We start from the raw sequence: 16,004 nt of genomic DNA on the forward strand, positions 1-16,004 counted from the left end.
AATGACAAGACTCAAGCGTTTGATCGTTCCAGCCCTGGGCGCCCTGGTGCTCAGTGGCGTTGCCCATGCTGAAGAACGAACGTTGCGTGTCTACAACTGGTTCGACTACATCACCCCCAAGGCCCTGGAAGACTTCAAGGCCCAGAACAGCCAGACCAAGCTGGTCTACGACATTTTCGACACCAACGAAGCACTGGAAGCCAAACTGCTGACCGGCAACTCCGGCTACGACGTGGTGGTGCCGTCCAACGTGTTCCTCGCCAAGCAGATCGAAGCCGGCGTGTTCCAGCCACTGGACCGCAGCAAGTTGCCGAACTGGAACCACCTCGATCCCAAGCTGATGAAGCTGATCGAGGCCAACGACCCGGGCAACAAATTCGCCGTGCCGTACATGTACGGGACCATCCTGATCGGCTTCAACCCGGACAAGGTCAAGGCCGTGCTCGGCGACAACGCGCCAGTGGACAGCTGGGACCTGATCTTCAAAGAAGAGAACATCAGCAAGCTCAAGCAGTGCGGCGTCGCCCTGCTCGACTCGCCCTCGGAGATCTTGCCGCTGGCCCTGCAACACCTCGGCCTCGATCCCAACAGCAAAAAGCCGGCGGACTACGACAAGGCTGAAGCGCTGCTGATGAAGATCCGCCCGTACATCACCTACTTCCACTCATCGAAGTACATGGCCGATATCGCCAACGGTGACATCTGCGTCGCGGTCGGTTATTCCGGCAGCTTCTCGCAAGCCGCCAACCGCGCCAAGGAAGCCAAGAACGGTGTGATCGTCGACATGCGCTTGCCGAAGGAAGGCGCGCCGATCTGGTTCGACATGCTCGCAATACCCAAGGGCGCGAAGAATCCGGAAGACGCCTACACCTTCATCAACTACCTGCTGCAACCCCAGGTGATTGCACCGGTCAGTGACTTCGTCGGCTACCCGAACCCGAACAAGGACGCCACGGAACTGGTCGACCCGGCGATCCGCAACAACCCGAACCTGTACCCGACCGACACGGCAATGAGCACGCTCTACACCCTGCAACCGTTGCCGCGCGATGCCGAACGTGCGCGGACCCGGGCCTGGACCAAGATCAAGTCAGGCACCTGACAACCGTCTGGTTTGCACCCTCACCAGGACCTGCGCTCGCGCAGGTCTTTTTTTGCCCGCGATATTTATTTACCGCCAACCGCGCGTCGCCCGTCACTACTTTGCAACGGATTGCGCACCGAACCTTCGACGGTGCCTGCCGCCTCACAAAGGATGTGACCATGACCGACGTTTCCAACCCTCCCACCCTACCCGGCCTCCCAGCCGATCAGGATGCCCTGCTCACCCAATTGGTGGCCGGGCCGACAATCAGGGAGGTTGCCACTCACGCACTGCAACCGGCGTTGAAAACGCTATATCCGCAGCTGTCGATCGACCCTCGACTGGCGATAGTGGTGACGCCGACCTGGACGCTGCACGGGCAGCGCGTCATCGCCGGGCCACGACACTTCGAATCACTGACCGACACCCTTGTACGCCACGGGGTCACGAAATCACCGGTGGTTTACCTGGATGGCGAGCACTACCTCACCCTGCAACCGCTGGAGCCGACACCGGCACAACTGCCTGTCAGCATCGAAGCCATCGGGCGCCTGCTCAATGAGTTGGCGCCACTGCTGTTCGACGCGTTTCAAGAGCAGCAGGTCGACTACTGGAACCAGTTCACCGCCCCCTCGACCTCGCGCTGGCAAGGCCTGTCCCACTCGCTGCGCGAACTGTGGAACATCCAGACCCAGCCGAACTGGCAGAACGACCAGTCTGCGATGGCCCGCAACCTTTTCGCCTATCCGGACAAAAGTACGCGCATGAGCCACGACTCCTACCGGTCCCGCGCCTGCCTGATCGATCTGGACTACAGGAATGAGGGTGCCTCGACCCACCTCAACACCCTGGACATGGCCGTATTGATCGGGACGCTGGGCAACCGCACATTGATCCTCAGCCACACCATCACCCAGGGCTTCCAGACCTACGATTCGCTAGAGGAGCTGGGCAAGTCCCTGCTGACTTACACCAACGGGCAAGTACCCGGTGATACCTTTCAATGGCGTCTGATCGAACCAGAGGGCAACTTTTTCGACCACTTGGCGTGCACCCTGATCGCCCTGCAAGCGGACTCGATTGCCGCGCTGGCAAACGAGTCCGCAGACGAAAACCCCGACCTTGCGCCGCACATCAGCCGCACCACCAACGAACTAGACCCATCGGACAAGCAGGCGCCCTCGCGCTTCAACCTGATCGAGCAGGCGCTGCCGGACTGGATGGCCAACGCGTCATCCGGCGATCTCACCGCGTACAGCCGTCACCTGATGGATCTGGTAACCGTACAGAACCAGAATGCGGGGAAGTCCTTCCAGGACGGTATCAAACCGATCCGCGAATTCGCCCTCGTTCAACTGCGTGATGCCATGCTCGCCGAGCATTCCGAGGCCACAGGCTTGCAACTGGCGGACATCGAGATCGTGGTCGACAGCGTCGTGGTCTGGGGCAGCTTTGTACCGCCAGCGGAGCCTGAGCGCACTACGCTGAGCCTGGTCGAGCTGGCACTGCAAAACCTGATCGCCCTGCCACCGGGAAACAAATCCGTACGCAGTACCGGCTCCACGGAGCTGCCGGGCTGGCTGACGGTCAGCTACCTGGAAGCGTTGATCGTCAGCGTCAACATCGGTCAAACCTATCCGACGCTGATCAAAAGCAAACTGCTCGACGATCCCCTTGAAAGCCTGCGCCGTCAGAACCTGTTCACCAGCCGACTGCGCGTCGAGTTACCGCTGCTGGCCCTGCAGCAAAAAATCCGGACCCAGGGCGGGATCGATGAACGGGGTTACCGCTACGTCGCAGCCGTGGTTCAGGTTCTCGACGCCAATCGCTGGGTCGACAGCCAGGAGATCGTCATTCGCCCGCTGGCGTTCAGCCCCGCCTGGCGCCTGGGATCATCCACGGACGAAGTGAGCAACATGTTCGTGATCGGGCCGCGCCAGATGGACAAGGGACCATGCCTGCTCTATCGGCCCTTGCTCGAGCCTCCCCTGATCCAGTACCCGACGCCGGCCAACCTGATCTATGCCATCCGGCACGCTCCGAAGCTGCGCCAATCCGTGCTCGCCTGGCTGCCGGACAGGGTTCGCGCCAATTACGCCAACTACGTGTTCACCGGCGAGCTGCCTTCGGTCTGGAGTGTCTCGCAACTCCTGGCCGACCCGCTGACGTCCCTGCAAATGAGCGGCCCGCTGACGTTAGGCTCGCGGGTCCTGGCCACCGACTACCTGGCCAACCTGTACAAGGCCAACGTCAATGCGCTGGTTGAGCTGGCACAACGGCAGTCGGTGTCCAACGCGCAGAGTCGCTGGGCAACGCTCAAGCAGGCAGCCTGGAAAATCCTCAACGGGGCGCTGCCTTTTCTTGGTCGGACCGTCGGCACAGCCGCGTGGATCTACCAGGTCCTCGATGACCTGCAACAGACCCTTGACGCGAACGAGGCCGGCAACGACGAACAACAGAAAACCGCCATCACCGACCTGTTGCTGACCCTGGCCATGGTCCTGGCCCATCACGCCAGTACGCGCCGCTCAACGGCCCGCAGAGCCGAGAAAAATTCCACGATAGAGCCAACGGTCGAACCGGCGGAAAAACCGACAATCACACCCATAGCCTTCGTTCAGCTGCCCGACATCATCGGCGCACCTACCGAAACACAGCACCGCATTTCAGTCGCGACCGATGCCGCTCTGAACCTGACCCGCACCCTGGATCGCTTCAAGATCGCCAAACCGGAAAGTCTCACGTCAGCCATCAGTACCCCCGGCATCCATCAACACCTCTATCGGCTCGAAAACCGCTTTTACGCCCCCATCGGCGAGCGCTGGTTCGAAGTGGCCGTTGAAGAAACCGGTGAAGTGTCGATCATCGACTCAAAACCTGAGTCCCCGGCCAATGGTCCTGCACTGATCAGCAATCAGCGCGGTCAGTGGTTTGTCGACACCCGCCTGCGCTTGCGTGGCGGCGGCTTGTCGACCCGGCGCAAAGCGTTGAAACAGCAAAACCGCCAACGCATTGCCGAACTCAAACGGCAACTGGCCGAATTCGATAACGAACGCGAGCGCGCACGGGATGAATTGATCGGCACCTACAACCAATTGAAAGCGGCCAGCGAAGATGCACGCGCCGGGATAAAACAGCAGTTTCTGGACAAGCTCGACCGGCGAACCGACGACTATGCCGCCCCCATCGAACAGTTGAAATCACTGAACCTGCTGGACTCGGTCCCCAATTACCGCACCGCCATGGTCGAGATGCTCGGCACCCAGTTGTTCTTCAACCAGACCTGGCTTGACCAGCAGAACGCGGTGTTCGCCCAGACCCTGCGTGAAACCCTGGCATTGCTTGAGGCGGAAGAAACGGCGGGAGGGACTGGCGATCGTGCGACATACCAGAAAATGATCGACCTGACCGAGGGTGTGATCGACAAAATCCAGTTTGCCCGATCGCGGTTCGAGGAACTGAGCCGACTGGGCAGAAGCGCCGCCGAGGTCGCCAACACCTACAAAGCCAAACTGCCGGCCTACAGCCTCAACGATCTCAAGGCGCTGCAGGTTTCGCTGGCGCGCGAGGCCTGCCTGAAGGAAGGTGACAGCGTTGCGCTGAGCGAAGCCCGAAGCGAATTCGCCCGGTTACTCGACTCCGCCAACCTGGTGATCCAGACCTCACAGGAGCTGATGCTCGAGGGCAGTGTCTGGAATGACGGTGAACGTACTGAAGCACTCAACGGCATGCTTGAACAGTTTGTCGCCATCGACCAGTCATTCGAAGACTTCGCTGTCAGCCACAAGGACGCCGTGGTGGAGCAACCGCTCAAGCATTTGCGCGCGCGGGTCAGCGAATTCCAACAGCACGCCGAAAGTTACCTCGGGCAGCTACTGCGCGAGCAACAGCCGCCGCAACCTCAGCCCGGTCCCTCAAGGCCGGCACCGACGCCCGGCAAACGCGTGATCAAGACACGCTTCAAGGGCACGGTCGTGGGTGAAGTCCGTCGCTCGGCACCGGGGGAACCGGTGTTGCTGGATGTGCGTGCTCCCGTGACCGGCAAGGTCATCGCCACCTTTCATGAAAAGACTCCCGGCGTCTGGGTTGAGCGAGTGCCCGTAAAACGACCCCGGCCAACTGCGCAACCTCCCGCACTCGATGTGCAGATCACCCAGGGGCAGGCGCTGCTCGATGGCGTGGAAACCTTCATCAGGCAAACCGAAACAAGCTCTAAAAAACCGGGGCGTAGCCCGGTTGAAATCGAGGAGCTGTTTCAACACAAAGCCGATCTGCTCGACCAGGCGGCCCGAACGCTGGAGCGGTCCCTGACCGAATCGAACACCACCGAAATCCCGGAAGTTGCCGCGACAACCCTGACCCGGAAACTCAACGAAGCACGCGACCGGTTGTACACCGAGGGATATCGGTTACGGGTCCAGATGATCAAGCAGCAACCGCCCACGGCAGCGCGCGTCGAATGGCTTGTCGGCAAAGGTGAAGTCGACATTGTGCGCAACGGTGAACAACGTCGCCTCAAGGGTCCGCGCAAGGATTTCCTGCAGGAATACGAAATCCGCGAGCGCAAGTCCAGGCAGGTGCTGTGGTACGCGCACTTCCACTACCCCGTCAAGAACGCCGCCCTCGACACCTTTACCGCTGCCCACCTGAAGCTGCGTGATCAACGGCTGCTGGCCGGCGCCCTCGACCTGCGCTCGGCTGCCACCAACCCGCAACTGATTGCCATCTATCGTAGCGAAATCAGCCCGCAACTGGCGCGTACGCTGTTCTTCTCGCAGCACTGAAACGTCAAAAAGGACAATGACGATGAACCCACATCCCGAGAATACGGCCCCGGCCCTGCTGACCAAGAGCTTGGTGATCCACCAGACGAGCCAAGGGCCGACCGTCGATGAAGTCGCCGCTCAAATGCTGCGCAAGGCCCTGAAAACGCAGTTTCCCGAGCGGGATCTCGATCCCGACCATACGCTGATCGGTACGCCGCAATGGCAAACGCTCGAGGGCGCGCTCGTGGCGCTGCCGACACGGTTCGAGTCGTTGACCCAGGCACTCGTGCGACAGTTTTTTACCTCCACCAGCGCCAATTACCTGGAAGGCGAACACTTCCTGACGTCGAACCCGCAGGCCACGCCCGTGGTGCATCTGGACGTCAGCATCGAAGCCATCGCCGAGATGCTCAACGACTACGCACCCCTGCTGTTCGTGGCATTTGGCGAGCGCCAGTTGGCCTACTGGAACAGCCCCGGAAAACACGCACCGCACTGGCAGGAACTGTCCGATGCGTTGCGCAAAGCCCTCGACGTGCAGCACGTCACCGGCTGGGATGATGCCCAGTGTCGCGTGGCCAGGGCCGTCTCGCTTGAGCCTGACAAAACGCAACGGCAATCGAGTGATCCGGCACTGTCGGCCATCCAGGTCTGCCTGATCGACATCGACACTGTCGATGCCAATGGCAGCACCCGGCATCTGTTATTGGGCGGCGCCGCCGTGCTCACGGGGCGCTACGAACAACGTGACCTGGTGATGATGTACACCGTGGAAGACGGGTACGAATCGTTCGACTCCCTGAAGCAACTGGGTGACTCATTACCGGCGCGCATCGAGTCGCGCCTGGCCGGCCGCAACATGAAGTGGCAGCTGTTCGAGCCCGATGGAAATTTTTTCGACCACATGGCCTGGGCCCTGATCACCAGCCAGTTCGATACCATCACCGCAATCACCGCCGAAACGAAGGATCCTGCCGAGCCTGCTTTCCCCTCCGATAGCACCAACGCTCAGGAGAAAAACACCCTCATTGGCCTCGACGATTCCATTCCCGACTGGCTGTTCGGTGCTTCGGCCGCCGACCTGGATGCCTACAGCCAATCCGTGAATGCGCTGGGCAAACTGTACAAGCAGGCCGACAACAACCTGTTCCGGATTCAGCCCATCAGCACGTTCGCCCAGCAACGCATGCGTGAAGCGATCGTTGCCGACACGCCCTCTGCGGCAACGCTACCCCTGGATAAACTTGAAATCACGATCACCCACAGTTTCGAATCCGGCGGGCTGACGCTGCCCAACCCGCATGACATCCACACCGAAACCCTGGGCGAATACGCCTTGCAAAACACGGCACCGTATCAGGCCAGTGTTCGATTCAACCCACCACAGCCTGTACCTGATTGGCTGACTGTGGCCTATCTGACGCAAATGGCGAGCAACGTCGATATCGGCGCGAACTACCCCAAACTGATCAAGGACAAGTTGATAGAGGACACCGTACAGGCCGGCTTGCAGCAGCACTTCTACATCAGTCAACTGCGTGCCTTGCTGCCGCTGATTGCATTGGAGTGCAAGATCCGTCGCATCGGCGGCATCGATCAACGGGGTTACAGCTATGTTCGCCAATGGCTCAACCCAACGCCAGGTTACCCGCAACCGATCGCCATCCGTCCACTCGCCTTCCTCCATGCCGGGGACACCAACGCAGACATTGTGGCGAACATGTTCATCATCGCTCCACGCCAAGCGGAAAACGGGCCGTGCCTGCTGTATCGCCCGTTGTTTGAACAGCCGTTATTGCAATTCCCCTCGGCGCAAAACCTGCTGTACGCCTTGCATCAACCGGGCGAATTAAGAGACTCGGTTCTGGCCTGGCTACCCGACTCGGCCACCAGCTTCAAATACGCCCAGTACACCTTCCCGGTCGGCCTTCCCAGCCCATGGCTGGAAGCCCAACTCCTTTCCGAACCCTGGACTTCCGTGGACTGGGCCGGCCCGGTCGCGCTCTCGGCCAATGAGCTGACCGGCGATGTTTTCCCCGTCCTGTTCAAGACCCACGCCCAGGCCATGGCCGAACTCGCTGATCGACAGTCGCTGTCCAATGCGCAACGCCGATGGGCCTTGCTGCGAGACAGCGGCTGGGCACTGTTCAACGTCGCCGCGAATTTTCTCAGCGGTCCGGCAGGGGCTGCGGTGTGGGTCTGGCAAAGCATCAGCGACATCGAGCAGGTGCTGGATGCCCACCAGCATGGCGACAAGCTCACTGAGTGGAGTACGGTCGCAGACCTGCTGCTGAGCCTGGGCATCCTTCTCGCTCACCATGCCGCCGTGCGCCGCAAGACCGGCGCGCGATCGATGCCACGACGAATCGACAGCGGGATGCTCAAGCCCGAGACGTCAACGACCGAGCCGGCACGGCCCACCGCGACCCTCATTCCCACCGGTTTGACCGGTGAACTGCCCTCCATCCATTACTCCTCACTGGAGGCCAGCGGCTCGGTGCCCCGTCGATCGCCCACGGCATTGGCCACGTATCTGGACACTTTGACCGTATCAGCAGCTGATCTCACGGCCCCGACTCTGGAAACACTCCCGCGGGATTCCGCGTCCCTGTATCGCCTGGATGGCAAGACCTACGCAACAGTCGGTGAACGCTGGTTTTGCGTGGTGGAAAACGACGATCAACAGGTACAACTCGTGTATCCGCACGAGCCCTCGAAAACCGGCCCGCTATTGATTCACAACAGACAAGGCCAGTGGTTTGTGGATACGCGGTTGCGCCTGCGCGGCGGTGCCGGTGGTAGCAGCTTGCAAAGCCAACTCAAGGCCCGGCGCAGGGAAAAGGCGCAGCAGAAGCAAGCGCTGAGCGTTGCGCTGGAGAACTTCAAACGTCAGGAAGCCGCCGGCAATGCCGCACTGAATAAGGCCCAGGCCGAAATGATGGGCACAACCGGGTCAGCCCATGAGCAGGCGACCGAGCGCTACCTCAGCCAGCTGGAAACGTTGATCGGCGATTACAGCCAGGCCCTGGAAAATCTGCAGCAAAGACGCCTCATAGGCGCAAGCGAAGGCTATCTCAATGATCTGCTGAGCATGACCACCCACCTGCAAAAGAACCTCAGCCTGTGGTTCGTCCTCAAGCGCAACGCCTACGCAATACTGACGGACAGGCTTGCGCAGAACACGCTCATTGATTCAAACACGTTATTGCAGGCCCACGTCGAGGACGTCCGGCAGGCGCTGGCGCTGAGCCAGGACATGATCGCCCGCCTGCAAGTGTCCGCCAGTTCCCTGGAGTCGCTCGACGCCATTGGCAGTGCCGGCCTGGTCGCCGCACAACGCTTGCGCCAACTGATGCCGACCTTCAACCAGTGGGATTTGAAATCCAACGAAATCGGCATGTCCCATGAGTTGTGCATGCGCAACGACGCCGGCCTGGACAATGAAGCGGCCCGCACAGCGGTAGGAGAGCTGATTATCGAGGCAGCGACGGCCACGCACCGGCATGCGGTCTTGAACCGGAGCCCGCAAGGCGCTGACGGTGCAGCGCTTCGCCTCGATGATCTGAGCAGGCTGATCGATGTCTACGCCGATGCCGATCAGCGCCTTGAAGACCTTCCCGGTGAATACCCTGGCCGAGTGGAGCCCAGCGAACTTGAGCGAGTACGTGGCTTGATCGGCGAGTTTCGTCAACTTGCCCGGGAGCAACTGAGCACGCTGTTGCCCGAGAGCGGCAAAAGCCTTACGCCGGCCTTGCCCGAACCTGCCATTGCAGGGCCCTCGCGGCCAATCGTCAAGATTACCAAGAGTCGACCACGTGACCCGATGCCGGCCAAGGCCCTGCCACCCGAGGAGCCCAGCCTCAAGGAAATGCTGCCGGTCCGACCACCACCCGCAGCGCAGCCGGCCCTGGGCGATATCGACATCATCGCCGAAGGTCTGGACCTCAACGCGAATGTTCAGGCCTTCATCAAGCGAACACAAAAAGATGCCCTCAAACCCAACCGCATACCGGCAGACATGCAGGACTTGTTCGATTTGCAGGCTCAACGCCTGGAACAGGCTGCCATCAATGTCACACAGGCCATGGCGCGTCTGCGCGCCGCAGGGCAAACACCCCCGCCGGTAGCCGCCCTGGCCGCAGAACTTAACAGCGCCGCTGTGCAGTTACGCGCCAAAGGCATCGCTACCCGTGCCAGCCTGCTCAAGGAGCGCCAACCCCGACAGGCCTATCTGCAATGGCTGCTGGACAACCATCAGGTGCGGATCGAAAGAAACGACCAGGGACGGATCAGGACCAGGAAGCGCCAGGACTATTTTCAGGAATACCGGATTCTCGACATCACGAACAACGATCAGCCGTTGTGGCTGGCGCACTTTCACTACGATTCAGTGAATGCCCCGCTGGAGCAGTTCACCGCTGCACACCTTAAAATCACCGAACCTTACTTGCAGACATTCAGCGCCGAGCGCCGTCAGGCACTCACCACCCTGACACCGATCGACTACGTGTTGAGGCGCATCAGCGACCCGACGCTGTTCTTCAAGCTCGAAGCTCAACCCTGAGACAGCCTGGCGGGCGCGAACAATAAGCAACCTGTGGCGAGGGAGCTTGCTCCCGCTGGACTGCGCAGCAGTCCCTTTTTTAGGGCCGCTTCGCGCCCCAGCGGGACGGTGCGGCGATCCGACAAGCTCCCTCGCCACAGATACAGTGTTCGTCCTTAAGTAAACAGCATTTCCCGCGTCAGTAAACCTTCCACACGCTGCGCAATCGCTCCAGCGCTGACTCGATCGCTTTTTCGGGCACGGCGGCGAAGCCCAGCACCAGCCCCGCTCGCTGATCCATCGGCGTCCTGGAGTCGGGCAACCAATAGCTGCTCAAGCCGTTGATCTCGACATCGACACTTTGCGCCAACTCGATCAATTCACGTTCGCGCGCCACGCTCTCGACCGGCACGGTCATGTGCAGCCCGGCGGCGACGGTGGGTAATGGTCCGACGCCGGGAATCTCCGCCGGCCAGCCATTGAGCAATGTATTACGGCGACTCAACGCCGCACGGCGCATGCGGCGGATATGCCGCTGGAAATGCCCGGCCGCCATGAACTCCGCCATCACCGCCTGGGTACTGACCTCGGAATGGCGTACGTCCACGGCACGGCGTTGGGCAAAGGCCTGCACCAGCCCCGTCGGCAGCACCAGGTAACCCAGGCGCAACGCCGGAAATGCCACTTTGCCGAACGTGCCGACGTAAAGCACTCGGCCTTGCCGATCCAGTGCCGCCAGAGGCGCCAGTGGCGCACCGCTGTAGCGGTACTCGCCGTCGTAGTCATCCTCGACGATCCAGCCCTGGGTGCGCTCGGCCCAGGCCAGCAACTCCAGACGACGAGCCAGGCTCATCACCACCCCGGTGGGGTACTGATGGGACGGGGTGACGTAGGTCAAACGGCAATCACGCAGCTGTGCCAGTTCAGCGCAGTCGATGCCCTCGCCATCCACCGCCACCCCATGCAACTTCGCACCTGCCACGGCGAACGCATGACCGGCCGCCCGATACCCGGGATTTTCAAGCGCCACCCCGTCACCGGGCTCCACCAGCAGCTGTGCACAAAGGCTGATCCCCTGCTGCGCGCCACTGGTGATCACAATTTGTTCAGCCGTGCACTGCATGCCACGTGAACTGCGCAAATACGCAGCAATCATCCCGCGCAAGCGCGCATCGCCAGCCGGGTCGCCGTAGCACAGCTGCTGCAAATCCGGTTTGCGCCAGAAAGCCGCATTCAGCTTGGCCCAGACCTCGAATGGAAACAGATCGAAAGCCGGAACACCGACCCGAAATGCCCGGGGCGGGCCGCTCGGCGGACTGGGTAAATGGTTGTTTTTTACCCGTGCCAACGGATCGTTGTGGATAACTTTGCTGGATGGATCCACAGGTAAATCGAGCCAATTTGTGGATAAGGTTGTTGATAACCCTGTTGAAAAGCCTGTGGATACTTTTGTGGATAGTTTTTTTGCCGGCAATGCCGCCTGAGGCAGTTGCGCGACATAAGTGCCGTCCCCGACTCGCCCCTCAATGAAACCTTCGGCGTACAACTGATCGTAGGCACGCACCACGCTGTTGCGGGAAATAGCCAGCGCTGCGGCCAGGTCACGACTGGCCGGCAGACGCGTTCCACTGGCCAATCGTCCGTCGAGTACGCGCAGGCGCAAGGCCTGATAGAGCTGTCGACTCAGCCCTTGGCGACGGTCGAGTTCGATACCGGCCGGGTTGAACGACAGGGAAAGCGGCGCATCCGTCATGACAATGGACCTATGAAATTGGTCATTAATGGCTCTTACAACAGACCAATAGCCTGCCTAGGATGAAGACATTCGCCAAGGAAAATATCTCCATGTACACGCCACGCGCTTTTGCCATCGACGAGTTGTCCCAACTGCATGAACTGATCCTCGCCACCCGTCTCGCCATCTTGGTGACCCACGGCGAAAGCGGCCTGCAAGCCAGTCATGTGCCGGTGCTGCTGCATTGCGAACAAGGCTTGAACGGCACGTTGTACGGGCATCTGGCCAAAGCCAATCCACAGTGGAAAGACCTGCGCGACGGTGCCGAAGCCCTGCTGATTTTTGCCGGTGCCGACGCCTACGTCAGCCCTGGCTTCTACCCGAGCAAGGCCGAACACGGCAAAGTCGTGCCAACCTGGAACTACGTCGCCGTACACGCCTATGGCCGGGCCGAAACCTTTAGCGATGGCGGGCGGCTGCTCGACATCGTCAGCACCCTCACCGACCGTCATGAAGCTGGCCGCGCCCAACCGTGGTCCGTGGCCGATGCCCCCGCCGATTACATCGACGGCATGCTCAAGGCCATCGTCGGTTTCGCCATTCCCATCGAGCGTCTGGAAGGCAAGCGCAAGCTCAGCCAGAACCGCAGCCCCGCCGACATCGCCGGCGTACGCGAAGGCCTGGCCGCCAGCCCCGACGTCAACGACCAGACCCTCGCCCAATTGATGCGCTAAGGAAATCACCATGAGTCAAATCGACATTCGCCAAGTCACCTCCGGTGATCACGCGGCCTGGTTGCCGCTGTGGCAAGCCTACCTGCGCTTCTATAAAACCGAATTGCCGGAGGCTGTCACTCACAGCACCTGGCAGCGCATGCTCGACCCGAACGAACCGACCCACGCCGCCCTCGCCTGGGCTGACAACAAAGCCGTGGGCATGGTGCATTTCATCTACCATCGTTCGAACTGGGCCATCGAAAACGCCTGCTACCTGCAAGACTTGCTGGTGGTCCCGGAAACCCGAGGCACCGGCGTCGGCCGGCAACTGATCGAGTTCGTCTACGCCACGGCCAAGGCCGACGGCTGCAACAAGGTGCACTGGCTGACCCACGAAACCAACGCCACCGCGATCCAGCTCTACGAGCGCATCGCCGAACGCCCCGGTTTCATCCAGTTTCGCAAAGCCATTTAAGGTTCAAGGAGAACAATATGTCGACTTCACTCGCCAACTGGAAAGGCGTCCCGGCCCCCACGACGCAACTGATCGAAGGACGCTTCATCCGCCTGGAAAAACTCGACCCGGCGCGCCACGGCGACGACCTGTTCAAAGCCCTGCAAGGCCCGGGCGCCGACCCGAAGCTTTGGGACTATCTGCCTTACGGTCCCTTCCCGGAGCGCAGCGCCTTCAACGATTGGCTGAACAACCACGCGGCCAATAGCGACCCGTATTTCTTCAGCGTGATCGATCGCGCCAGCGGCGAGGTCCAGGGCATCCTCAGCCTGATGTCCATCGTCCCGGCCCAGGGCCGCATCGAAATCGGCCACGTCACCTTCGGCGCGCCAATGCAGCGCTCACCGAAAAGCACCGAGGCGGTTTACCTGCTGGCCAAGGAGTCCTTCGCCCTCGGCTACCGTCGCCTGGAATGGAAATGCAACAACGCCAACGCCCGCTCCAAATATGCGGCCGAGCGTTTGGGTTTCAGTTTTGAGGGTGTGTTTCGCCAGCACATGGTGGTCAAGGGGCAGAACCGCGATACGGCGTGGTACTCGATCCTGGATTCGGAATGGCCGGCGATTGGGGCCGGGTTCGAGCGTTGGTTGAGTGATGAGAACCAGACGGGGTCGGGGCAGTTGAAAAGCCTCGTTGAGTGCCGCGGCTAAAAGCATCAAAAGCAAAAGATCGCAGCCTTCGGCAGCTCCTGTAGGAGCTGCCGAAGGCTGCGATCCTTTGATCTTCAAAAGCCTCCAAGGCGCGTTGACGCCCACAAGCTCTTTGCTTTGCCATGGATAAAAAAAGGGGAGCACATGCCCCCCCGAGGTTTAAAGCGTTGTATCGAGACTGTTATCTCAGCCTTCGATCTCGATCAGGATCTCGCCCGGGTTAACCCGGTCGCCCTTGGCCACGTGAATGGCGGTGACTTTGCCGGCGATGGCTGCCTGGACTTCGGTTTCCATCTTCATCGCTTCGGTGATCAGCACGGCCTGGCCCGCCTTGACGGTGTCGCCCTCCTTGACCAGCACATCGACGATGTTGCCCGGCATGGTGGTGCTGACATGGCCCGGTGCGGTGGCTTGCTTGCGCTTGCTGCTGCCGCCGCCGACGAATTCGTTGAGCGGCTCGAACACCACTTCTTCCGGCATGCCGTCGATGGACAGGTAGAAGTGACGCTTGCCTTCAGCCTTGACGCCGACACCGGTGATGTCGACGCGGTAGGTTTCGCCGTGAACGTCGATGACGAACTCGGTCGGCACGCCTTCACCGCCCGCCGAAGCCACTGTGCCCGCTTCCGGAATCGGCAACAGCACTTCAGGTGTCAGGGTTCCGGCCGCGCGCTCTTCGAGGAACTTGCGACCGATGTCCGGGAACATGGCGAAGGTCAGCACGTCTTCTTCAGACTTGGCCAGTGCACCGATATCGGCGCGCAGCTTGGCCATTTCCGGCTTGAGCAGATCGGCTGGACGCACGTCGATCACTTCTTCGCTGCCGATGGCCTGGCGACGCAGCTGTTCGTTGACGGTGCCCGGCGCCTTGCCGTAGCCGCCTTGCAGGTACAGCTTCACTTCGTTGGTGATGGTCTTGTAGCGCTCGCCGGCCAGCACGTTGAAGAACGCCTGGGTGCCGACGATCTGCGAGGTCGGGGTCACCAGCGGCGGGAAGCCGAGGTCTTCGCGAACGCGCGGGATTTCGGCCAGCACTTCGCTCATGCGATTCAGCGCGCCCTGCTCTTTCAACTGGTTGGCCAGGTTGGAAATCATCCCGCCCGGTACCTGGTTGACTTGCACACGGGTGTCGACGGCGGTGAATTCGCTTTCGAACTGGTGGTACTTCTTGCGCACGGCGTAGAAGTACAGGCCGATCTCTTGCAGCAGCTCCAGGTTCAGGCCGGTGTCGAATTCGCTGCCTTTAAGGGCGGCGACCATCGACTCGGTGCCCGGGTGGCTGGTGCCCCAGGCAAAGCTGGAGATCGCGGTGTCGATATGGTCGGCGCCGTTTTCGATGGCCTTCATCTGGCACATCGCGGCCAGGCCAGCGGTGTCGTGGGAGTGGATGAACACGGGCAGCGATTGCTCGGCTTTCAGAGCCTTGACCAGTTCGCCGGTGGCGTACGGGGTCAGCAAACCGGCCATGTCCTTGATCGCCACCGAGTCGCAACCCATGGCTTCCATTTGCTTGGCCTGGTTCACGAAGGCCTCGATGGTGTGCACCGGGCTGGTGGTGTAGGCGATGGTGCCCTGGGCGTGTTTGCCAGCGGCTTTCACCGCTTCGATGGCCACGCGCAGGTTACGCACGTCGTTCATGGCGTCGAAGATGCGGAACACGTCGATGCCGTTGACCGCGGCCTTGGCGACGAACGCTTTGACCACGTCGTCGCTGTAGTGGCGGTAGCCCAGCAGGTTCTGGCCACGCAGGAGCATTTGCAGGCGGGTGTTAGGCAGCGCGGCGCGCAGTTGGCGCAGACGCTCCCACGGGTCTTCCTTCAGGAAACGTACGCAGGCGTCGAAGGTCGCGCCGCCCCAGCATTCCAGCGACCAGTAGCCGACTTTGTCGAGCTTGTCGCAGATCGGCAGCATGTCTTCGGTGCGCATGCGGGTGGCGAGCAGCGATTGGTGGGCGTCGCGCAGGATCGTGTCGGTAACGTGGATTTGTTTGCTCATT

Annotated in this window: 8 protein-coding genes; 6 read left to right on the top strand and 2 right to left on the bottom strand. The window is 60.9% G+C overall.

The window, feature by feature from the left end:
• Nucleotide 1: 1 nt before the first annotated feature.
• From ACEN83_RS29910 to ACEN83_RS29920, 3 genes are all read left to right on the top strand, one after another.
• Nucleotides 2-1,102 (top strand): polyamine ABC transporter substrate-binding protein, encoded by a 1,101-nt coding sequence (locus ACEN83_RS29910; protein WP_102701928.1) that lies wholly within the window; start codon nucleotides 2-4, stop codon nucleotides 1,100-1,102.
• A 161-nt stretch (nucleotides 1,103-1,263) separates the two neighbouring features.
• Complete coding sequence (locus tag ACEN83_RS29915) at nucleotides 1,264-5,868, top strand: hypothetical protein (RefSeq protein WP_495579100.1); 4,605 nt, start codon at nucleotides 1,264-1,266, stop codon at nucleotides 5,866-5,868.
• Between the two features lie 22 nt (nucleotides 5,869-5,890).
• The gene (locus ACEN83_RS29920) at nucleotides 5,891-10,414 is read left to right on the top strand and encodes a hypothetical protein (protein ID WP_495579101.1); all 4,524 of its coding nucleotides are present in this window, start codon (nucleotides 5,891-5,893) and stop codon (nucleotides 10,412-10,414) included.
• Between the two features lie 178 nt (nucleotides 10,415-10,592).
• Here the strand turns inward: ACEN83_RS29920 and pdxR are convergent, their stop codons facing one another.
• Nucleotides 10,593-12,146, bottom strand: a complete 1,554-nt coding sequence (gene pdxR, locus ACEN83_RS29925) for a MocR-like pyridoxine biosynthesis transcription factor PdxR (RefSeq protein ID WP_495579102.1) — start codon at nucleotides 12,144-12,146, stop codon at nucleotides 10,593-10,595.
• 92 nt (nucleotides 12,147-12,238) lie between these two features.
• Here pdxR and ACEN83_RS29930 point away from each other — a divergent pair, with 92 nt between their 5' ends.
• Genes ACEN83_RS29930 through ACEN83_RS29940 form a run of 3 tightly spaced genes read left to right on the top strand, consistent with a single transcriptional unit; the run spans nucleotide 12,239 to nucleotide 14,008 of the window.
• Complete coding sequence (locus ACEN83_RS29930) at nucleotides 12,239-12,862, top strand: FMN-binding negative transcriptional regulator (protein ID WP_495579103.1); 624 nt, start codon at nucleotides 12,239-12,241, stop codon at nucleotides 12,860-12,862.
• Nucleotides 12,863-12,872: 10 nt separating this feature from the next.
• Nucleotides 12,873-13,319: a GNAT family N-acetyltransferase gene (locus ACEN83_RS29935; protein WP_495579104.1), complete on the top strand. Its 447-nt coding sequence runs from the start codon at nucleotides 12,873-12,875 to the stop codon at nucleotides 13,317-13,319.
• A gap of 17 nt (nucleotides 13,320-13,336) precedes the next feature.
• Complete coding sequence (locus tag ACEN83_RS29940; RefSeq protein WP_458549795.1) at nucleotides 13,337-14,008, top strand: GNAT family N-acetyltransferase; 672 nt, start codon at nucleotides 13,337-13,339, stop codon at nucleotides 14,006-14,008.
• Between the two features lie 186 nt (nucleotides 14,009-14,194).
• Here the strand turns inward: ACEN83_RS29940 and oadA are convergent, their stop codons facing one another.
• Nucleotides 14,195-16,003 (bottom strand): sodium-extruding oxaloacetate decarboxylase subunit alpha, encoded by a 1,809-nt coding sequence (gene oadA, locus ACEN83_RS29945; protein ID WP_116579795.1) that lies wholly within the window; start codon nucleotides 16,001-16,003, stop codon nucleotides 14,195-14,197.
• Nucleotide 16,004 lies beyond the last annotated feature (1 nt).

It is taken from the genome of Pseudomonas sp. Pseusp49 (assembly GCF_059491875.1).